Genomic DNA, 19,877 nt, shown 5'->3' with positions numbered 1-19,877 from the left:
AGCCCTTCACTGAAAACAACCCTGCTTCTTGTAAAGGTGCAACCACGAAATGAGCGCCAGCGGGTGGTCGACTTCAGCCCAGTCATGCACTGAAGTCGACCACCCGCCAGCTCATGCGTGACACCCACGGGCACGCGATGGCAGTCGGCTGGGATGGGTTGCCACGCGGTGTCAGGGGCTCCATTCAGTGGTGGTCGCTCCGTCGTGATCGCTCGATGGAAACCATGGTGATCCGTGAGCAGTGCCGAATCAGTACTTGTGATCGGTGAACCGTCGTAATCTGTGCAACGCAATGATCGATGGCCTGACAGTCAGTGACTACTTTTCTTGTATCCATTCACACAGAAAGTGAGTCTATGAAGAACAGTCCCAACCGTAATCCTCAGCAAAACACTGACGCATCGCTGCTTGAACCGGGATCAACTCCCTATGTCCTGGAACCCTTTGACACCCATCGTGCACGGTCCAGACGGCGCCTGGTCATCGCGGTGCTTGCATCAGTGCCATACACTCTTGAGTTCAGCAAGCTTGTGAGTGACTTGCTCCACGCCCCGAAGAATGCACACCATCTGGTTCCTCAGGCACTCTACCTCGCAATCCTCATCGTCCTCATTGGTTACATCCCGAGGCTGTTTGATAAACGCATCGCCCGCAAAGTGCTTGCCTGGCTCGGATCGTCTGGTTCCTTTGTGTCGCTCGCTTCACTTTCGTCACCTGCCTCAGCTGGCTCACTCGGATCACGCTTCCCCGTTCACATAAGCAAACCGACGTTGACCACGATGATGTCGCGGGCATCAGGTGTCTACGTGACAGAAACGGGCCATTCTCAGGACCGCACGCCAGGTGGACTCAATGGATTCAAGGATGATCACCAGGAGATGCAACCGAGCATGCCTGTTAACAAGCAGGCTAATCAGCAAGCCAGTCAGAAGTTCCGTCAGAAAATCAATCAACCCATCAATCAGAGCGCCGACAACGACCCTCCTCGTAGCCCAGCTTGCAGCAAACCGGCTGATCAGCCTCGCCAGCAGCCAGAGGGACAATTCGTCGTTCAGGCGCACAACCCGGAATCTGTCCACCCGAACCACAACGCCCGCAACGAAGAATGGTCCGAAAGACAGTGGCTTCACTTGGAGTTTCTTGATGACGTAAGTCATCAAGAAACTCGAGAGACTTACAAGTCCCTCAAATCAAACGGAGCACAGAAACCGGGAAACACCAACTCGCGCAGTACCGGGCAGGACCAATGCTCGGCAGGTGTTTCGACAGGTGTCTCGGCTTTTGACTCGACTGGTGTCTCCAAATGCGACCCGCTAATCGATCCGCAACCCGACCAACCTGATCCACTTGACCATCTTTCAGAACACCAGCGTTATGAAGGCAACCATAGAAGCAAGTCGGATCGCAGAAGCAAGGGCAAGTCAACGTCAACAAAGCCAGCCCATACAAACGATCACCTTGAAACACAAGAGGCTCTCGAAAAAGTCGAATCCAATGCTTTGAAGTTGCTGAACTCCATCCTGCGTCTGGCCGTGTCAGTCGCGATCAGGGCGTTGCGAGGTCTGATCAAGTAATTCAGCCTGAACAGGCAAACACTCAAAACCGTCAAAGGACGCGTGACAGGCGTCCATTAAACAACCACAAGAATTTTGTACAACACAGCCTGAGGCCGTTTCTTTTTTTAATCTATACAGTTTATTTTCATACCATTATAATGACTAATGTGATCAGAAAAAGAACCATAGGACATGGAAATACATCGCTCCCGAACAAGTCGAAAACCGTCATTCCTGCTGCTCGACTCAACAGAACGTGTGGCTGTTCTACCTACAGACTTCATTCAGAGCCTCGAGCGCTCGCCTCAAAAAAAAGCAGAAGGCACCCTTGAACTATATGCGGGCCGTATTCGTGATTTTTGTTCCTTTCTAGAGAATCATCCTGTTTTTGGGCAAGTTTGCGTGGATGATGCTCTGCGTGCGATGGGGCTCCCCCTTCTGGATGAGTTTTACCGCACGTGTTTGGCGCGAGGTTTGGAGGCAACGACCGTCCGTGGATATGAAGTAACCCTAAAGTCGTTCACAGATTGGCTCACCACTGAAGAAGCGTCCAGGGCCAGGAAAACCGCACTCTACGAGAATATCCCTTATCGGACACCTAGGCCCAATAAGCGAATGCCACGTTACCTTACTGTAGACCAAGTCATTACTCTCCTACAGGGAATGCACTGGGAATCGCAGCGGCTTATTGGCCACTTCATCTACGACACGGGACTTCGCGTATCTGAAGTACCGAGAGTTCTAAAGAGCGACCTGCCGCTCATCGAACAATATCCTGCTACTCAGATGTATTACCCGTTATTCGTCCGGGGAAGCAAAGGACTTGGCGGTGAAATCAAACAACGGTACACCATGATTTCGAGAGCAGTGTTGAGTCGGCTTAACCGATACTTCAAGACTCGCGTTTACTTCACCAACCATGATTGGCCAGAAACTGAAAAGCCTGCATTTTTGAACATTTTTGGGGAACCCATCACTGCAGTGGCCATACAAAAGTTTATTGCAGATGCCCTTGTCAGAACCCACCTCAAGGAGGCCTCACCTCATCGGCTACGTCATGGAACGGCCTATTCGATCATGAAATCCGAACAAGGAAAGACATTGTTGGACAACTTAGTCGTGCTTCAGCGGGCACTTGGACATAATCAGCTATCTACTACCGAAATTTACACTCATATTCCTGCGCCCGTTCTTCATCGCATGTCAGTGGATTGTGGCGAAGGGGAAACCCTGTTCCGATTTGAAGAAGCCCAAAAAATTCTGGACGCCACTTATATCCCCGAGAAGAACCAGCCTAAAATAAAGAGGATTGGTACCCACAATGGCTGAAATTGCTAGTATCACCACTCTTGACTGGCACGAATATGACCGGCCACCCAACCCATCGAAAGAGGCCCCCTTTGCACAACTTGAATGGATATTCAACAAACGCAAAGATCGTATGGCCAATGAAAGCACCAAGGAAAACTACAAGGTAGCCAAGGCTTTCTACCTACAACACATCGAACTCACGGAAGGGCGCAAACCCTATTTCCTGGCGGAAAAATGGGATGAATTTGCACTAATCCGGCTTAAGAAAGAACTCCAAGACCGCATCGATGTAGGGAACCTTAAGGCCAGTTCGTACACGCTAACAGGACACTTCAGCGCGGTGCGGCAAGTCATGAACGAAGCATTAGCCTATAACCTGCTGCGCACGCGCGTAATTCACCCAATCAATTGGGGATCCACCTTTAGCGAGACAGATGCCCACGCCAGCTACTCCGACAAAGAACTAAGTCAAATCTTAGCGGCAGTCGCTGAAGAACTACGATTTACTTACAAGGTTGTCGCTGGATACACCAAACAATCTCGGGACGAGGGACGAGACCCACGACTTAAACCTAAACTTGGACGGAAAAGTGGCTACGGCTTCGGCGTCGAGGCCAATATGCGTTGGTACTTCGAAAACGTACTTAACTGCGAACCGATAGTTGGCATCGGTAAAAACAAAAAGCAACACGCCCGGTTCCTAAAGGCAGCGACCGATGAACACGGCGGACTGCACAATCTGTACCGTAGTTGGGGGGTTGCGGCGAGTATTGATGAAAACCTCGTGATCCCGTTGGCCGTCAACCTCCAGTATCTGACCGGCCTCAATCCGTCATCTCTCCTGAGCCTCAAAACCGACTGCTTTCGTGACGAACACCCGGCGACTGGGATGCCTTACTTACTATTCGAGAAGAATCGGTCAAATGGTGAAAAGGAAATGCATCTCCCCTTGCTCGATAAGCGTGAGGAGCGAGGTCTAAAACGCAAGCAAACGCTACAGGTCAAACGTGTAATTTCCACGCTGTTGACTCTTACCAAAAGTCTGAGAAACGGTCTTCCGGAGGGAGACCCTCTACGAGGCCTTTTGTTCATCTATTGTTCTACTGGACCCAATGCGTTCAACCAGACGCTGCCGCTAAACGAGCGTAAAACGCATGCGTGGTGCAAGCGGATGGTTGAAAAATATGACCTTCGAAACGATAACGGCGACCCTCTCAATTTCAATTTCGTCCGCTTTCGGTCAACAAAACTAACCGAGATGGCACTTGAGGGGCGCGACCTCTTCGAAATCCAACAGGTGGCGCGGCACAAGTCGATTACTCAGACGGTGCGTTATATCGCAACCAATCGGCTTGACGCTCCTGCGAGAAAGGTCGTCTCAGACGCACTAGAGCGAATCCGCACCAATCAGGAAGAAATAGCTGCATCAGCGTCTAGTCCACCAACAGGCAAGCATCAGCCAATTCATCTTTTCAAGGGTCTCGTCGCCGATTGCAAGAATGTTTTTGACCCTCCTGAACGAGTCAAACGCGCTGTGGATTATGTACCTGGTCAAGCCTGCACACGGTTCAACCTGTGTCTGTTCTGTCGCAATGTTGTTGTCCTGAAGGAGCACCTGCCTACGCTGGCTGCTTATCGTGCACAAATCATGGCTTCCCAAGCAAATAACGTACAGAACCTCCCCCACGCTCACATTTATAACCAGACACTGTCCATTCTCGACAATCTGCTTGATCCTAACGTCAGCCAGTTCACCCCCGATGAAATTGAATGGGCTATGAATATGGCGACGTCGATCGACATGGTGGTCGACCCATTGCTTTATCGTGGAACTTGCCAATGAATGCCAACCAATCACCCGTAACAATTGAAGATGTGATGGCTGGCCGCACATTATTTGATGCGAACACCCGGGTATCAAACAACTCACGGTTTGGGGATGATTTCTGGGACTTCACGAATCCACAGATAGCACGCTTTTCCTCTGTGCCCAACGGCCGCCTACGCCTTGACTGGGCGATGTATTGCACTGTCAGCGATGACAACACCTTCAGTGACCACCGTGGCGCGCTCATTACGAAGGAGATGGTTCAAGAGCTCAAAGTCTTCGCCTTTCTCTACCTGACTCTCCCGTCAGCTTTTGGCATGCGTGGTGTTCAATCCGCCAAGCCCCAAACCGTGGTTATCACAGTTAGAGCTCTTATTGTCTTGTTTTCGGATGTCCTGCGGCACCATCGACTACTCGGCCTCGAGCAGCAACCGCAATTAAGCTCGATTCGCTACCTGACTGACGTGTCTTTGCAAGACATTCGTACAGTCTTAAAAAATTTTCCGAGGGCAAATGGAGACACTCTGAAGAAAGGGCTTTCACTGCTCGCACACCCTCAAATTGCCCGTGCGATTTCAGTGAAATCCTTGCAGTGGAATGCCCGAGACATTAAAGGGCTAGCATTCAAATTTCCCGAGAAGCGGACTGACTACGAAAAGGTAATGCCAAATGAGCTTTTCAGGTTCTTGTCCAACTCGGCCTGTGCAGATGTCTTGAGTTTCCTAAGTTTTCTCGGTGAAAGCGCTCACGACCAATCTGGCCAGCCCTCGACTCCACCGATAGGTTTAAACTGCAATGGCGCTCAGATGCTCTCTGACTACATTGCCATCCGAGAATTTGACAGAAGTTATTCTGCTCGCCTTGGCAAACGGGGATCCTCGACAGCTTGGCAACGAAAGAAGTTCCGGTTGGCCTATGGCGTAACTCCGAAAGAGATGTTCCTCTGGCTTTACCGCGTCCAACGAGCCGCGTTCACAGTTATCGGGCTCTACACCGGTGCCCGATACAGCGACCTGACCTCCTTCACCACCAACTGCATCCATACATTTCATGGCCAGTTCGTTTTGACCGGAACTCTTGTGAAAAATGAATCACTGGACGCCCAGGAAGGCAAAGACCTTTGGCCTGCAATCCCCATCATGCGGGACGCCATGGTGTGCCTTACGCATATTTCAAGAATAACGCACAACCCATACATCCTATCCGGCTGTGAGACCGTTCCAATTGGAAAACCACCCTATCCGCTCTCGCTCAACGGATTTTCTGGCGCAATATCCAACTATCTGCACGAAGTGGATACTGCGGGCCGTTGGGTCGACTGGCACATTAACGCGCATCTACTTCGGCACACGCTTGCCCACCAACTCGCCCGGGCAGACGTCGGGCTTGTCTTTATTGCCCACCAGATGAAGCACCTGCATACAGCTTTGAATGCCTTACCTCCTGATGTGACAATGATGTACGGGAACGTCGGGGAACTTGCAACCCAGAGAGCCCTTCATTCAGGATCTGCTTATCTTGAGGCAGCAAAGGAACTCTACAGCCCAGACCGCCCTGTCGCTGGCGGTGGCGCGGACGCCTTCATAGCTCGACGCAAGGCCTACTTCGAAGGTATGGCAGCCCAAGGCTGGACAGTAGACGAGGTATTGACAAATCTTGCCATGCAAGGCCTGCCGTTTGCTAGCGTCGGCATTGGCTATTGCGGTGGAGTGCGCGATACTTTGCTCAAGGATGGGACAAAGGAACGACCACCTTGCATTGGTTCCCTGCAATGCAATCCGATTCAGTGCCAACAGGCCGTGATTACCAAGACCCATGAGCCTGCTTGGCAAAAAGTCGTAAGCCAGAACCGCAACCTTGCTGCTGACCCCAGAATGGCCCACGCTAAAGAACCACTACTGGAAGCAATGAAAGCTGCCGAGGAAGTGTTGGCTCGGCTCAACCCGGAATCTGGAGTTTTGCAGCAATGAGCGAATCCGGCATTCCAGCTGCACTGTACGAAAAAAACGCCCAGGAGTTTGTCGAGGTAACTCGAAGGATTCAGGAAGCTCTCGTGCGCCTTGAGAGTGACACCAAGCTCAAAGCCACCCAGGAAGTCCTAGCCCAGCTGGCCAATTGCAGTCGTGGCACCTTGAGCAACCGGCGGTGGCCGCTGGAACGCCTAAGGGAAATTAAGAATGCTCGCAAAGTCCCCAAGCAACCCATTACCGATGGATCCAAAGCTGCTGTCAATACTGCATCCCGCATCGAGCGCTACAAGGAGCAGCTATATAACAGTCGGGAAGAAGTCCTTATCTGGAAAGCCCGCTACGATCAGGTCAGTGAACGTTTGGCAGAGTCTCTTAATGTGGCCCGGGTACTACAAGCGCGCCTCAAGGAAGCCGAGGACGAGCTTACCAACCTTAGAAGTAATTCCAGACCGAAAATTATAGATTTCTCGGTCAAATCACCAAAATGACACACTTGACTGGCAAGCACACTTTGACCTACATAGAACAAGCCAATAGCTATGCGTAGCACAAGCTCGCTACCAAGGGATAATATATGCAACAGTATCTAAGCCTCATTCAAGAAATCTTTGACAACGGCTCCTGGCAAGACAATCGGACAGGGATCCGCACCCTTAGCATTCCGGGCGCCATGATGAAGTTCGACCTTCAGGCAGGTTTTCCTGCCGTCACCACCAAAAAACTGGCTTTCAAGTCCGCCATCGGCGAACTGATCGGCTTCTTGCGGGCATACCGTAACGCAGCCGACTTCCGTGTATTGGGCTGCAAGGTTTGGGACCAAAATGCCAACGAGAATCCTCAATGGCTGGCCAGCCCCTACCGGCTCCAGGATAACGACCTCGGCTCCGTGTACGGTGTTCAATGGCGCCAGTGGCCGGCCTGCAAGCTGATCGACCTCAGCCAATCGCAGAGCACAGCTCAGGTTGCCGATGCACTACGACGAGGCTACCAGCAGATTGGCAATCTTGACAGTATCAGCGAAAATGGAAAAACCACCAGCACCCTTCTTTACAAGGCTATCGACCAGCTTCGGCAGTGTCTAGACACCATTATGACTGACCCCGGCAACCGCCGTATTCTCTTCCATGGATGGAACTGGGCTCAGCTGGAGGAAATGGCTTTACCGCCATGCCACCTCTTATACCAGTTCATGGTCAATCAATCAAAGCGTGAAATCTCGATGTGTCTATACATCCGCTCCAACGACGTTGGTTTGGGAACCCCATTCAATCTGACTGAAGGTGCCGCGTTGCTGCATCTGGTCGGTCGACTGACCGGATACACGCCTCGATGGTTCACCTACTTCATTGGTGATGCTCACATCTATGAGAACCACGTAGATATGCTTCAGGAACAGCTTCGTCGCAAGCCATTCCCAGCGCCAAAGCTGGTTCTGTCTGAACGGATTCCGGACTATGCTGTCACCGGAAAATACGAGCCAGAATGGTTGGAGAAGGTAGAGCCAGGTGACTTCTGGCTAGAGGGATATGAACACCATGCGCCACTCACAGCACCAATGGCGGTTTAATTTGTATTTATTCGTTGTGCTTTATGCCCCACCTTTGGCAGACACTGATGACCGATACAAGAAGTGGCAAGACTATCGGCCAGAAATATCTGAGTCGCATTCAGTCTCACCTCGCCCGATCGGAATGTCTGCCGTTACCTAGTGACGGCATGGTGAACATGTCGTCAATTGCGACCGCCACCAACATTCCTAGACAGTCGCTCTACAAAAGTCCGTCCATTCGTAGCCTGTTAGCTGACAGAAAAGATAAGAGCGAGGACACGCTACGAAAAGACACCAAACTCAAAGGGTAAAGTGGACCCCAGTTTTCAGACACCGGTTTAAGCTAATGTCCCTGGAGGGCAATAGCATGACGGAAGGTAAGAAACGCAAGGTTCACAGTGCCGACTTCAAAGCCAAAGTGGCATTGGAAGCCGTACGCAACGAGATGACGATCAACGAGATCGCACAGAAGTTTGAGGTGCATCCGATGATGGTTCGGCAGTGGAAAAAGGAGTTCCTGGACAATGCAGGCAGCGTCTTTGCCAACAAGCGTGGCCCCAAGCCAGTCGAGCACGCCAAGGAGGACGCCTTGTATGGCGAGATTGGTCGGCTCAAGATGGAGCTGGATTGGCTTAAAAAAAAGTCCGGACTATGAGCCTGGAGACGAGAATGGGCTGGATTGATCCGTCGAATAGTCTCTCGCTGGTCAGGCAATGTGCGCTGGCGGGTGTTTCCCGTGCGACCTGGTACAGCCACCAGAGCCTCAAACCCGCGAGTGGCGATGATTTGCAAGTGTGCCACCTGATTGATCAGGCGTACACGCAGCGTCCCTTTTATGGCAGCCGCCGCATGGTGCGCTGTCTGAAAGATCGTGGTCTGACGGTCAACCGCAAGCGGGTACAGCGCCTGATGGCGAGCATGGGGCTGGCTGGGATGGCTCCCGGGCCAAACACTAGCAGGAAGCACCCGCAGAACAGGATCTACCCATACCTCTTGCGTGGTTTGCAGGTCGTCAGGCCGAACCAGGTGTGGAGCACGGACATCACGTACGTTCGTCTGGCACGAGGGTTCGCCTATCTGGTGGCCATCATCGACTGGTACTCACGCAAAGTGCTCTCCTGGCGCATCAGTAACAGCATGGACTCTGCATTCTGCGTTGACTGCCTGGAAGATGCCCTGGCAACTCACGGCAAGCCTGAGATCTTCAACAGTGACCAGGGCTCCCAGTTCACGAGCACGACATTCACCGACATTCTGAAGCGTGAAGAGATACGGATCAGTATGGATGGTCGTGGCCGTGCACTGGATAACATCTTCGTGGAACGGCTCTGGCGCAACGTGAAGTACGAAGACGTGTACCTCAGGGGCTACAGCAGCATGGCCGAGCTGACCGTAGGTCTGGCCGAGTACTTTGCGTTTTACAACACTGAACGACCCCATCAAGGGCTGGGCTACAAAAAGCCCGATGAGGTCTATGCCACCTGCGAAGGCGGTGGCGCGAGCATCCCGGATCACTTCAGAGACACGAGGGGTGAATCCCCCGTTTCGCTACGCTCCACGGGGATACACCCCGGGAGCAAACAGGGCAGCGCTGTACCGCTGCGGTTGAAGAAATGGACTTAGCTTAAACCGCAACAGATTCTGTCTTGACAACAGGGTCCACCTTAGGGTTAGCAGCAACCAGCACCGAAGCCATTTAAGAAAATAAGGGAAGAAAGCTGTCGGAACGGCGGATCAATCAACTTAAACAACAAAATGCTGCCTTGGTTGCCGTAAACGCGGAACGTCGCCGGCAGCTGAAATCGCTGCGCCTCCAAATGGGCAATGAAGACATGCCTGTTCATTCACACTTGATGAAACCACCTGCATAGCGGACGGTTGACCATGTGACGACTAACCGCTTTGCGGCGGCTCACTTAGGAGGTGCATCGAGATCGTAGTTCGGTTATGTCAGGGTCTCACCCAGCCAATCGGGAAAGCTGCGGATCGTTGCGCATCAACAAGCACCAACGAGCGACTGAAGCGCCCCGGCTTTCGTGGAGGCTGGTTGGTTTAAGTTAGACCTCGACAGCGACCTTTTCAGTCAGTTGCCGATAATAATTTTCTTCAGCTTCTGCCAGTGGAATATACCCGATAGGCGCCAACAGGCGATGGTGGTTGAACCACGAGACCCATTCGAGCGTAGCCAATTCCACGGATGCCTTGGTTTTCCAGGGGCCACGCCGATGTATCACTTCAGCTTTGTATAGACCGTTGATAGTTTCCGCTAACGCATTGTCGTAGCTGTCTCCACGACTGCCCACAGAGGGCTCAATACCGGCCTCAGCGAGTCGCTCTGTGTATCGAATACTGACGTATTGGGTGTATTCAACCGGTCGTCGCAACACTGGGCTGTTGGATGGATTGTAGATGCTCGTTCAAGGTTTCAGCCGGAGTCTTCCAACCAAGCGTTTTCCGAGGCCTAGCGTTCAGCGTGTGAGCAACGGCTTGGATCTCCTCAGCACTCCATCGAGACAGGTCAGTGCCTTTCGGGAAGTATTGTCGTAGAAGGCCATTCGTATTCTCGTTCGTGCCACGCTGCCTGGGGCTGTGGGGATCGGCAAAAAAGACCTTCACCCCAGACTCGATGGAGAACCGGGCATGATCGGATAGTTCCTTGCCACGATCCCAGGTCAATGACCGCCATAATTCAGCAGGCAGTGCCGTCACAGTTCTTTTGAGCGCATTGGCCATGGTGACCGCCGCGTAGCCAGCCAGTGCCGGGCCGTTTTTCGTCCGAGGAACCAACCCATAACCACTCTCGCGAGGCAGATGGACGAGCATGGTGAATCGGCTTGATCGCTCGACCAGCGTTCCGATCGCCGACCGGTTCAGACCTATGATCAAATCACCTTCCCAATGTCCAGGCACAGCTCGGTCTTCTGCCTCTGCAGGGCGACTGGAGATCATCACATTCTCGCTGACATGCGCCCAAGCCTTGGCCTGCGCTCGGGCTCTTGGCACGCGCAATGCCCGCCCAGTGCGCAGGCAGTGCACCAGCTCGCGTTTAAGAGCACCGCGTCCCTGAATGTAGAGGGCTTGATAGATGGCTTCGTGAGAGATTCGCATCGTTTTGTCATCTGGAAAATCGATCGGAAGTCGGTTGGCAATCTGCTCAGGTGACCAACCATTGACCCATTTTCGATCACCGCGATGTGGTTTATTCCGACCCTTGAACGGTGACTGCCCAGGGCCTGCAATCTCGCGACCCTTAGCGTCACGAATCTTGCCGACTAAGCGATCTTGGACGTAGTGGCACAGTTGCGGGTTGGTCACCAGTTTCGACGGCTTCGGCCTCTTGGCAACTAGCTCTGCCTTCCACTGTGCAACCGAAGCCCGATACTCGAGCCGACCGCCGCGAGTCGCAGCATTACGTGTCAGCTCCCGCGAAACTGTCGACGGACTTCGACCAAGCCGGCGAGAGATCTCGCGTATGCCGACGCCTTGGATTCGGAGCAGTCCGATCTCTTCTCGCTCTGCGAACGACAAATATCTTCCGGAGATGGGGTTAGACATAAACAATGGCATCCCGCCACGATAACGGAACCAGCGGGAGCCGACTGCTTGCGACACGCCAACCGCTTCAGCAGCCTTCTCACTTGTGATCCCGGTCGCGATCTGATCCCAAAACCTACGTTCAATCTCACACCGAAGTGACGGCGCACCAGGCGAGCGCATCGCCCCTCGCCCTGTCAACTTCTGCATCCACCCCGCTGGTCGTCCCATAAAACACCTCCATGATTAAAGGTGTTGCGACGACCGGTTGAATACACCCAATACGTCAGTATTCGATACACAGAGCGACTCGCTGAGGCCGGTATTGAGCCCTCTGTGGGCAGTCGTGGAGACAGCTACGACAATGCGTTAGCGGAAACTATCAACGGTCTATACAAAGCTGAAGTGATACATCGGCGTGGCCCCTGGAAAACCAAGGCATCCGTGGAATTGGCTACGCTCGAATGGGTCTCGTGGTTCAACCACCATCGCCTGTTGGCGCCTATCGGGTATATTCCACCGGCAGAAGCTGAAGAAAATTATTATCGGCAACTGACTGAAAAGGTCGCTGTCGAGGTCTAACTTAAACCAACCAGCCTCCACGAAAGCCGGGGCGCTTCACACTAATGGCCTGCCTAAAGCTACGTGAAGATATGACGCAATGAAGAAGATCGCCATAGTCCAGTCCAACTACATTCCGTGGAAGGGCTACTTCGACATGATTGCAGCTGTCGATGAATTCATTCTTTACGACGACATGCAGTACACGCGCCGCGACTGGCGCAATCGAAATCAAATCAAAACGCCCCAAGGGGTTCAGTGGTTCACGGTTCCTGTTCTGGTGAAAGGTAAGTACCACCAAAAAATCAGAGAGACTGAGATTGATGGCACTGACTGGGCCGCTGCACATTGGAAAGCATTGGCGCAGAACTATCGCCGGGCTCCCCATTTCTCGGAAATCGCTTCATGGTTGGAGCCGCTGTACCTTGAGCAGAACTTCACTCACATTTCGCAACTCAACCGTCGTTTTATCGAAGCTATCTGCAATTACCTGGCAATAAAAACCGCCATTACAAGTTCTTGGGATTACACGCTGCTTGATGGGAAGACGGAGCGGCTCGCAGATCTGTGTGTGCAAGCTGGTGGCACCGAGTACATCTCAGGACCGGCAGCCAAGGACTATGTCGATGAAAAGGTTTTTTCGGATCTGGGGATTAAGCTGACCTGGTTCGACTACGCCGGATACCCCGCGTACCCACAGCTTTGGGGTGAGTTCACTCATGGTGTCACAATCCTTGATCTTTTGTTTAACTGTGGCAAAGACAGTCCTCGATACATGAGGTATGTGGCATGACGCTTTCAATAGTCGCAACCCTCTACCAGTCTGCTCCTTATATCAACGAGTTTCACGAACGTGCGAGCGCTAGTGCAAAGCGGATGGTTGGAGACGATTATGAAATTGTGCTTGTGAATGATGGGTCACCAGACAACAGCCTGGATCTGGCTGTCAGACTCACCGAACAGGATTCACACGTTGTTGTAGTTGATTTGGCCCGTAACTTTGGGCATCACAAGGCGATGATGACTGGATTGGCGCAGGCCAAAGGAGAGCTGGTTTTTCTCATCGATAGCGACCTTGAAGAGGAACCGGAGTGGCTAGAGGCGTTCGCGCAGCAGATGAAGCAAGACCGCTGTGATGTCGTTTACGGAGTTCAGGAGCGCAGAAAAGGAAACTGGTTTGAGCGTTGGAGCGGTCAGTGGTTTTATCGTTTCTTCAAAGCGCTAACGGGACTTGCGCTACCAGAAAACGTAGTGACCACTCGGCTGATGGCGAGGCGCTATGTTGATGCGCTGTTGTGTCATCAGGAGCGCGAAGTTTTTATGGCGGGCCTGTGGCACATCACCGGTTTCGACCAGCGCCCTCAGGTAATCAAGAAGCACCATACCAGTGAAACCACTTACACCTTCCGCCGGAAGATGTCATTGCTGGTCAACTCGGTGACGTCATTCAGCAATGCTCCGCTGGTCAGCATTTTTTACATCGGCGTAGCGATCTCGCTGTTTGCTCTAGCTTACATCGTGTATCTGGTTACGCACTGGCTATTCCTTGCAAAACCCATGAGCGGATGGACATCAGTCATGGCCTCTATTTGGCTCCTTGGAGGCATGGTTATCTCTTTTATCGGTGTCGTGGGTATCTACCTATCCAAGATATTCTCTGAAACCAAGCAGCGCCCATATACCATCGTGAGGCAGATTTATGCAAAACAACAAGACTAGTCTGCTCGACGAGGTTGCAACTTATTACGCTGAAAAACTTGCGGAACATGGTGGTACGCCTCGCGGGGTCGACTGGAATGGTGAAGAAAGCCAGATGGTCAGGTTTGCGCAATTGTGCAAAATCATTGACCCCAAGACGCCTAATTTTTCCCTGAATGACCTGGGTTGCGGCTACGGCGCCTTGCTCGACTATCTGCGAGACAAGCACGCAAACTGCACATATCTTGGGGTGGATGTTTCCCAGGAAATGATCAAGGTGGCAGAGCAACGGCACGATACTGCTGATCAAACTCGTTTCATCACTGCGGCAGAGCCAGACGAAGTGGCTGACTATGGCTTGGCCAGTGGTATCTTTAATGTGCGACTGGGGCGCTCGGATGCAGAGTGGTTTGATTATCTGCAGGCCACCTTGGACGTCCTTGACCGAACCAGCAGTCTTGGATTCGCGTTCAACTGCCTGACCTCGTACTCAGACGAGGACAAAAAGCGCGACTATCTCTATTACGCAGACCCATGTCGCTTGTTTGATTTGTGCAAACGTCGCTATTCCCGTCAGGTCGCATTGCTTCATGACTATGGTCTTTATGAATTCACAATTTTGGTAAGGAAGACTTGAGAAATGTGGACATTGAGTGTATGGTTTTTGGGTTCTCTGGCGGCTTGCCTGTTGCTGGTGAAGCTCCTACCTTGGCTGCGGGACCTGATGTCCACCTTTGCCGGGAGCATGGCGCCTCGCGCATTTCCTAGTAACTCGGCATTCGAGCACAACAAGTTCGCACTGTTGCGCGTGCTCTTCGGTCTGATCCTGTTCGCCAGGGGGCTGGATGTCTATGGGCTGCTGCTGGACTCGGAGCGCTTTTCGGCAGTGGGACTTTGGGCCGGCGCCGAGATGCTTGCCGGTGCTCTGCTAGCGCTGGGGCTGTTGACGCAATGGGTGCTGGTATTTCTGGTCGGGGCTATGTGGCAGTACGGCGACTTTGTAGTGGCCAAGTCGACCCTGGGCAATGACATCGGCGCCATTCTGGCGGTGCTGCTGTTGCTGGTGAATGCCGGCAAGCACCTGTCCCTGGACTCCGCATTGCTCAAGCGCCTGCCCAATCTGCACTGGCCACTGCTCTACTACAGCGGGGTGCCGGGGCGGGAAATCATCTTTTATGCCAAGTTCACTGCGCTGGCCAGCTACTGGGCGGTTTGCGTGTACTCCATCGCGATCCATCTCAACGAGCCAGCCTGGATGGATGGCAGCGCAGGCCCTCTGCTGCTGAGCAACAACTTCATGGCTGTCTGGCATGAGCAGTTCAGTGCGGTGTTCACTTCCAGTGCGGTAGCCGTGGGGCTGGCAAAGGGCTCTCTGTGGATGATGATGCTGTGGTATCCGGCCGTCCTGCCTTTCGTCTTGCTGGGCGGCTGGTTTCGCCTCTATGTGATCGTGTGGGGCTGGTTGTTCTTTGCGCTGTCGATGTTCTTCCTGCAGCTGGGTTATCTGGCCGAGATCGAGGTGTTGCTGTGGCTTGCGCTCTTCTGGTCTGTTTCCGGCCTGGACCGCCGGCAGCCGCTGGAGGTGCTCTATGACGACCGCTGCAACCTCTGTGACCGGACCGTGCAGGCGGTCACCCTGCTGGACATATTTGGCCGGGTCAACCTGCGCCCGCTCTCGAAGAACAAGCCGCTGCTGGACGAGATCGGGCTCGGCATGGAGCAGGCGCTGACTGATCTGTATGGCGTGGATGGACAGAGCCGCAAGTTGTTCCGTGGTTACGACTTCTACGTTCAGCTGAGCCGTACCCTGGTGCTGCTCTGGCCCCTCTTGCCCCTGCTGCTGCTCGGGCGGTTACTGTGGGTCGGCCCGCGAATCTATCGCTTCGTTGCCGAGCGCCGCACCCGTCTGTTCGGGGTCTGCGCGCTGCCGCGGAGCAAGTTCTTCCGCTCGGCGAGCGTCGAGGAAAGCCGTTCGAGCCTCCCACAGGCCGTTACCCTGCATGTGTGCCTGCTTATCCTGTTCTATTTCGCAGCGGTGCCTGCGCCCTATATCGGCTGGAACGGCCTGCCCAATCTCGGTGCGCGCCTGGCGCACATCTATGGCATCACGCCGATCGATGTCTTTAACAAGACCGATCTGCGCATGGCGGAGAATTGGTTTGTGCTGGACTCTGTCGACTTTCACGAGCGTGTCCCGCTGTTCGCTGAGGATGGCTCGCGGCTCTCTATGCACGCGTCTGATCGTCTCTATTTTGGGCATACGCTGCGTTTCCGACGTGCGGTGATAGGTAAGGCCGGCTGCTATTTCGAGTCCTGGCGACCACTCTTCGAGTACATGAGCCGCATCTACTTGCAGCAGCGGGGGGCGGAAGCGGGCGATTACGACTTCAGGTATCGCCAGTTCAACCAGCCGCTGGTTAGTGCCGAGGATATCGCCCGCAATCAGTTCAAGTCTGTGGCGCCCGAAGTGATCTGCGCGCTCGATTACAAGATTGTCTACCGCAAGTGAGGGGCCAGTGAAGAAACTCGTGATATTTGGCTCGGGCGACATTGCCCAGCTTGCCATTTCTACTTCACTAGCGACTCGTCCTACGAGGTGGCTGCCTTTACTGTCGATGCCGCATACCTGGATGCGTCTTCCTTCTGCGATCTCCCGGTGGTGCCCTTCGAGAAAGTCGCTGCGCTTTATCCTCCAGAGAACTATGATCTGTTCATTGCGCTCAGCTATTCCAAGATCAATGCTGTCCGCAAAGAAAAGTTTCTCGCTGCCAAGGAGATGGGCTACAAACTGGTGAGCTACATCAGCTCGCGTGCTACCGTGCTCAATGAAGGAAGAATCGGCGAAAACTGTTTTATTTTTGAAGACAACACCATTCAGCCGTTCGTAAAGATAGGCAACAACGTGACTTTGTGGAGCGGTAACCATATCGGCCACCATTCAGTAATTCATGATCACACCTTCATTGCATCGCATGTGGTCATCTCGGGTGGGGTGGAAATTGGTGAGCAGTGTTTCGTTGGCGTAAACGCCACATTACGTGATCACATCAAAATCGGGGATAGATGTGTCGTCGGCGCTGGAGCTCTACTACTCGCAGATGCAGCGCCTGAAGGCGTCTATATTGGTACTGCTACCGAGCGATCAAAAGTGCCCAGTATAAGGTTGAGGGGCATATGACAAGGCGTTGGAAGAAATTTGGTCAGCTTTATGTTCCCAGAGAAAGTGTCCAGCATCCAAAGTTGATCTCGCATGCCGCTAATCCTTTACCTGTCCATATGGCAGGAGATGTTTATCGCATCTTTTTTAGTGGTCGCGACGATCAGAATCGGTCCTCTGTGGGGGCAGTAGACGTTGATATCGTTCAGCGCAAAGTTATCACTGAACATCACTCTCCAATTTTCGAGCACGGGCCCGTTGGAAGCTTTTATTCAGATGGTGTAAGTATTGGCAATTGCTACGAGGCGAATGGCATTCGATATATCTTATTCATGGGCTGGCAGAATCCTCCCGGTGGGCATTGGAGAGGAGATATCGGCCGACTGATCGTCACCCCGGAACTCTCCCTTCAACTGGAAGACGAGAAGCCCTTTATGGGTATCGATTCAATCGACCCGATCAGCTTGTCTTATCCTTGGGTGCAAGCAAGACCATCGGGTGGGTTCGATATGTGGTATGGATCAACACTCAAGTGGGATGCGGGCAATGGCGAAATGTTGCACGTAATTCAACATGCTACGTCAGATGACGGCAGTAATTGGTTTCGTACCGGCCTAGCCGTGCCATACGAGCTTGGACTTGCCCAAGCCTTTTCAAGGCCAACCACAGTGCTAAATGATGGTGGCGATTTTGAGATGTGGTTTTCTTTTCGCAGTGGTGCTGGCGAGAAATACCGTATCGGTTACGCCAGATCAGCTAATGGAAAAAATTGGATGTTGGATTTGAAGATGGCTGGAATTGACGTTTCACCGTGCGGGTGGAATTCTGAAATGATCGAGTACCCGTTTGTATTTAATCACAACGGCGCCCGGTATATGCTCTATAACGGCAATGGGTATGGAAAAACAGGGTTTGGTTTGGCGGTGCTTGATGATCGATGAACCTAATATTTTGACTTCCAAGAAAACATTTCGCCAGTTTTTTACCTACGCATTGATTGGCGTGCTAACAAATGTTTTAGGTTATGCCATTTACCTCATCCTGACCTATTTATGGGGCGCCCCAAAGTTAACGATGACAGCACTTTACTTCGTGGGGGCGGAGCATGTCAAGGGGGTTGTCGCCTGAATCATGCAACAAATCGCTTTTTATCTTTGATCTGAATCTCGGCTTTCACCGCCTCCTCTCGTTCCGGGTTCAGGGTGACTGCACCGACCGGCGACCAGTTCCTGGTTTGTCCTGACCAACGGGCCGGATTCTTCCGTTTCTGTTGTTGGTACAGCGCATGGCGGGCATCCAGAATCTTGATGTCTTCACCACGATGCCGTTGATCCGGCGTGACGTGCTGGATGCCACTGTGGCGGTGCTCATGGTTGTACCAATGCACGAACGTCGCCCCCCACTGACGTGCAGCTTCCAGCGACTTGAATCCATGGGCCGGAAACTCGGGTCGGTACTTGGCTGTTTTAAACAGCGATTCGGCGAACGCGTTGTCATCGGACACCCTTGGGCGCGAGTACGACGGCTCGATACCAAGCCAGTGCAGCATGGCCAGCACCGAAGTGGCTTTCAGTGTGCTGCCATTGTCACCATGCATGACGGGCTTGTCGGCCATGGCATGCACCCCTTCAGCCAGCGCCGTGCGCTTGAGCAAGGCGACAGCATGAGTTGAATCATCCTTTTCATGCACCTCCCACCCGATGATCTTTCGACTGTACAGATCCAGAATGAGATACATGTAGAACCAGTGTCCTTGCACGTGCGTAGGCAGATAAGTCATGTCCCAGCAGTAGACCTGACCCGGTCCCGTGGCCACGTGCGTGGTGGGTCTTCTGGAGGGCTGTGGCGGGCGTGTACGGCCTCTGTGAGTGGTCTGCCCGTGCTGCCTGAGTACGCGAGAGATCGTAGCCTCAGAGCCGATATAAACGCCTTCGTCAGCCAGCATCGGCACGATGCGCGCAGGCGGACAGTCAGCAAACCGGCTTTCATTGGCCACGTCCAGAATCCGCTGACGTTCCTGCGGTGTCAGTGCATGGGCCGGGGTTGGTCGGGCAGCAAGCGGGCGACGATCACCCACCGTGAGTTTGTCTTGATCACGTTTCCATCGCTGAAGCGTCCGGATGGTCAGACCCGCCAGTGAACAGGCACGGTCAAGCCTGGCCCCTTGCTGATGGGCTGTATCAATGTGCTGGACAAGTGTCTGGCGATCTTTCAGGGCAATCATTCGTCCTCGCCCCTGTCCTTTGGAAAGATCGCCGAGAGCTTTTTTGAAAGCACCAGCAAGGCGGCGGTTTCTGCCAGTGCTTTGTCCTTGCGATTGAGATCGCGCTCGAGCTCCCGGATCCGCTTGCGATCGACCTTGGATCGCTGGCCATTGGCACTCGCCTGATCCTGCGGATCGGCCAGCGACTGGGTCGCTGTCTGTCGCCATTGATCAAGCTCCTGGGGGTAGATGCCTTTCTCCCGGCACCACGCATTCTTGCCTGCCTCGTCCATGGCTGCGGTGACGAGCACCGCCTCGAATCGAGCCGCCGCTGACCATGCCCGCTCGCGAGCGGGCATGGTCAAAGCTTGCGCACGCCAGCGCTCAAGGGTTTGAACAGAAATACTCAACTCACGAGAAACCTTTTCCAGCGAAGCGCTCTCGGGAGGCAACAACCGTGCCACTGCTTTGTCTTTAAATGCTTGTCCGTATCTGGCCAATTTGATCTTC

The 19,877-nt window shown here is 53.2% G+C and carries 16 protein-coding genes and 3 pseudogenes; 16 read left to right on the top strand and 3 right to left on the bottom strand.

The genetic code is table 11. The features are described 5' to 3' along the window. Positions 1–356: 356 nt before the first annotated feature. The 8 genes and pseudogenes from DBV39_RS04435 to DBV39_RS04405 form a co-directional block, all read left to right on the top strand. Positions 357–1,574 carry a hypothetical protein gene (locus tag DBV39_RS04435; RefSeq protein ID WP_108620515.1) on the top strand — a complete coding sequence of 406 codons (1,218 nt, stop codon included), beginning with the start codon at positions 357–359 and terminating at the stop codon, positions 1,572–1,574. A 174-nt stretch (positions 1,575–1,748) separates the two neighbouring features. Beyond that, complete coding sequence (locus DBV39_RS04430; protein WP_108620514.1) at positions 1,749–2,885, top strand: tyrosine-type recombinase/integrase; 1,137 nt, start codon at positions 1,749–1,751, stop codon at positions 2,883–2,885. Continuing rightward, positions 2,878–4,710, top strand: coding sequence for a site-specific integrase (locus DBV39_RS04425; protein ID WP_108620513.1), 1,833 nt, complete (start codon positions 2,878–2,880; stop codon positions 4,708–4,710). Before DBV39_RS04430 ends, DBV39_RS04425 begins: the two co-directional genes overlap by 8 nt. Beyond that, the gene (locus tag DBV39_RS04420; RefSeq protein ID WP_159078797.1) at positions 4,707–6,665 is read left to right on the top strand and encodes a tyrosine-type recombinase/integrase; all 1,959 of its coding nucleotides are present in this window, start codon (positions 4,707–4,709) and stop codon (positions 6,663–6,665) included. The genes DBV39_RS04425 and DBV39_RS04420 overlap by 4 nt, the downstream gene beginning before the upstream one ends. Beyond that, entirely contained in the window at positions 6,662–7,153 is a 492-nt protein-coding gene (locus DBV39_RS04415) for a hypothetical protein (RefSeq protein ID WP_108620511.1), read from the top strand. Before DBV39_RS04420 ends, DBV39_RS04415 begins: the two co-directional genes overlap by 4 nt. A gap of 86 nt (positions 7,154–7,239) precedes the next feature. Next, on the top strand, positions 7,240–8,232 hold the full coding sequence (locus tag DBV39_RS04410) for a thymidylate synthase (RefSeq protein WP_108620510.1): 993 nt from the start codon (positions 7,240–7,242) through the stop codon (positions 8,230–8,232). A gap of 47 nt (positions 8,233–8,279) precedes the next feature. After that, positions 8,280–8,525: a hypothetical protein gene (locus tag DBV39_RS19410; protein WP_159078796.1), complete on the top strand. Its 246-nt coding sequence runs from the start codon at positions 8,280–8,282 to the stop codon at positions 8,523–8,525. A gap of 56 nt (positions 8,526–8,581) precedes the next feature. Beyond that, positions 8,582–9,750: pseudogene (locus DBV39_RS04405) on the top strand (IS3 family transposase); the annotation flags it as partial. 521 nt (positions 9,751–10,271) lie between these two features. On the opposite strand, the pseudogene DBV39_RS04400 reads toward DBV39_RS04405, so the two are convergent. Together DBV39_RS04400 and DBV39_RS04395 are read right to left on the bottom strand one after the other, a co-directional pair. Further along, a pseudogene (locus DBV39_RS04400) lies at positions 10,272–10,577 on the bottom strand (integrase core domain-containing protein); the annotation flags it as partial. Positions 10,578–10,581: 4 nt separating this feature from the next. Beyond that, positions 10,582–11,958, bottom strand: coding sequence for an IS30 family transposase (locus DBV39_RS04395; protein WP_193853065.1), 1,377 nt, complete (start codon positions 11,956–11,958; stop codon positions 10,582–10,584). A gap of 66 nt (positions 11,959–12,024) precedes the next feature. Here DBV39_RS04395 and DBV39_RS04390 point away from each other — a divergent pair. The 8 genes and pseudogenes from DBV39_RS04390 to DBV39_RS04355 all read left to right on the top strand — a co-directional run. Next, a pseudogene (locus tag DBV39_RS04390) lies at positions 12,025–12,330 on the top strand (integrase core domain-containing protein); the annotation flags it as partial. A 79-nt stretch (positions 12,331–12,409) separates the two neighbouring features. Next, on the top strand, positions 12,410–13,102 hold the full coding sequence (locus DBV39_RS04385; RefSeq protein WP_108620508.1) for a WbqC family protein: 693 nt from the start codon (positions 12,410–12,412) through the stop codon (positions 13,100–13,102). Further along, positions 13,099–14,028 (top strand): glycosyltransferase family 2 protein, encoded by a 930-nt coding sequence (locus DBV39_RS04380; RefSeq protein WP_108620507.1) that lies wholly within the window; start codon positions 13,099–13,101, stop codon positions 14,026–14,028. The genes DBV39_RS04385 and DBV39_RS04380 overlap by 4 nt, the downstream gene beginning before the upstream one ends. Continuing rightward, positions 14,009–14,644: a class I SAM-dependent methyltransferase gene (locus DBV39_RS04375; RefSeq protein ID WP_108620506.1), complete on the top strand. Its 636-nt coding sequence runs from the start codon at positions 14,009–14,011 to the stop codon at positions 14,642–14,644. The genes DBV39_RS04380 and DBV39_RS04375 overlap by 20 nt, the downstream gene beginning before the upstream one ends. 3 nt (positions 14,645–14,647) lie before the next feature. Continuing rightward, entirely contained in the window at positions 14,648–16,516 is a 1,869-nt protein-coding gene (locus DBV39_RS04370; protein WP_108620505.1) for a thiol-disulfide oxidoreductase DCC family protein, read from the top strand. Positions 16,517–16,603: 87 nt separating this feature from the next. After that, positions 16,604–17,185, top strand: a complete 582-nt coding sequence (locus tag DBV39_RS04365) for an acetyltransferase (RefSeq protein ID WP_265416035.1) — start codon at positions 16,604–16,606, stop codon at positions 17,183–17,185. Continuing rightward, positions 17,182–18,105, top strand: a complete 924-nt coding sequence (locus tag DBV39_RS04360) for a glycoside hydrolase family protein (protein WP_108620504.1) — start codon at positions 17,182–17,184, stop codon at positions 18,103–18,105. Before DBV39_RS04365 ends, DBV39_RS04360 begins: the two co-directional genes overlap by 4 nt. Then, positions 18,095–18,292 carry a hypothetical protein gene (locus DBV39_RS04355; RefSeq protein ID WP_193853046.1) on the top strand — a complete coding sequence of 66 codons (198 nt, stop codon included), beginning with the start codon at positions 18,095–18,097 and terminating at the stop codon, positions 18,290–18,292. The genes DBV39_RS04360 and DBV39_RS04355 overlap by 11 nt, the downstream gene beginning before the upstream one ends. Position 18,293: 1 nt before the next feature. Here DBV39_RS04355 and DBV39_RS04350 read toward each other — a convergent pair. Then, positions 18,294–19,867, bottom strand: a protein-coding gene (locus DBV39_RS04350) for an IS3 family transposase (protein ID WP_108619947.1) whose coding sequence is annotated in 2 segments (ribosomal slippage) — positions 18,294–19,423 and positions 19,423–19,867 — 1,575 coding nt in all. Because the reading frame shifts where the segments join, the coding sequence is not laid out codon by codon here. Positions 19,868–19,877: the final 10 nt, after the last annotated feature.

Source organism: Orrella marina (assembly GCF_003058465.1).
In the GTDB taxonomy this organism is placed as follows: Bacteria; Pseudomonadota; Gammaproteobacteria; order Burkholderiales; family Burkholderiaceae_B; genus Algicoccus; species Algicoccus marinus.
Note: the sequence above shows the minus strand (reverse complement) of the source record. Positions and strands in the feature narration are given on the sequence as shown.

Bases quoted from the DNA above. Each gene is read 5' to 3' on its own strand.
- DBV39_RS04415 (WP_108620511.1), top strand. From the start codon at position 6,662: ATGAGCGAATCCGGCATTCCAGCTGCACTGTACGAAAAAAACGCCCAG.
- DBV39_RS04385 (WP_108620508.1), top strand. From the start codon at position 12,410: ATGAAGAAGATCGCCATAGTCCAGTCCAACTACATTCCGTGGAAGGGC.
- DBV39_RS19410 (WP_159078796.1), top strand. From the start codon at position 8,280: ATGACCGATACAAGAAGTGGCAAGACTATCGGCCAGAAATATCTGAGT.
- DBV39_RS04410 (WP_108620510.1), top strand. From the start codon at position 7,240: ATGCAACAGTATCTAAGCCTCATTCAAGAAATCTTTGACAACGGCTCC.
- DBV39_RS04395 (WP_193853065.1), bottom strand. From the start codon at position 11,958: ATGCAGAAGTTGACAGGGCGAGGGGCGATGCGCTCGCCTGGTGCGCCG.
- DBV39_RS04430 (WP_108620514.1), top strand. From the start codon at position 1,749: ATGGAAATACATCGCTCCCGAACAAGTCGAAAACCGTCATTCCTGCTG.
- DBV39_RS04375 (WP_108620506.1), top strand. From the start codon at position 14,009: ATGCAAAACAACAAGACTAGTCTGCTCGACGAGGTTGCAACTTATTAC.
- DBV39_RS04425 (WP_108620513.1), top strand. From the start codon at position 2,878: ATGGCTGAAATTGCTAGTATCACCACTCTTGACTGGCACGAATATGAC.
- DBV39_RS04435 (WP_108620515.1), top strand. From the start codon at position 357: ATGAAGAACAGTCCCAACCGTAATCCTCAGCAAAACACTGACGCATCG.
- DBV39_RS04355 (WP_193853046.1), top strand. From the start codon at position 18,095: ATGATCGATGAACCTAATATTTTGACTTCCAAGAAAACATTTCGCCAG.
- DBV39_RS04360 (WP_108620504.1), top strand. From the start codon at position 17,182: ATGACAAGGCGTTGGAAGAAATTTGGTCAGCTTTATGTTCCCAGAGAA.
- DBV39_RS04380 (WP_108620507.1), top strand. From the start codon at position 13,099: ATGACGCTTTCAATAGTCGCAACCCTCTACCAGTCTGCTCCTTATATC.
- DBV39_RS04370 (WP_108620505.1), top strand. From the start codon at position 14,648: ATGTGGACATTGAGTGTATGGTTTTTGGGTTCTCTGGCGGCTTGCCTG.
- DBV39_RS04420 (WP_159078797.1), top strand. From the start codon at position 4,707: ATGAATGCCAACCAATCACCCGTAACAATTGAAGATGTGATGGCTGGC.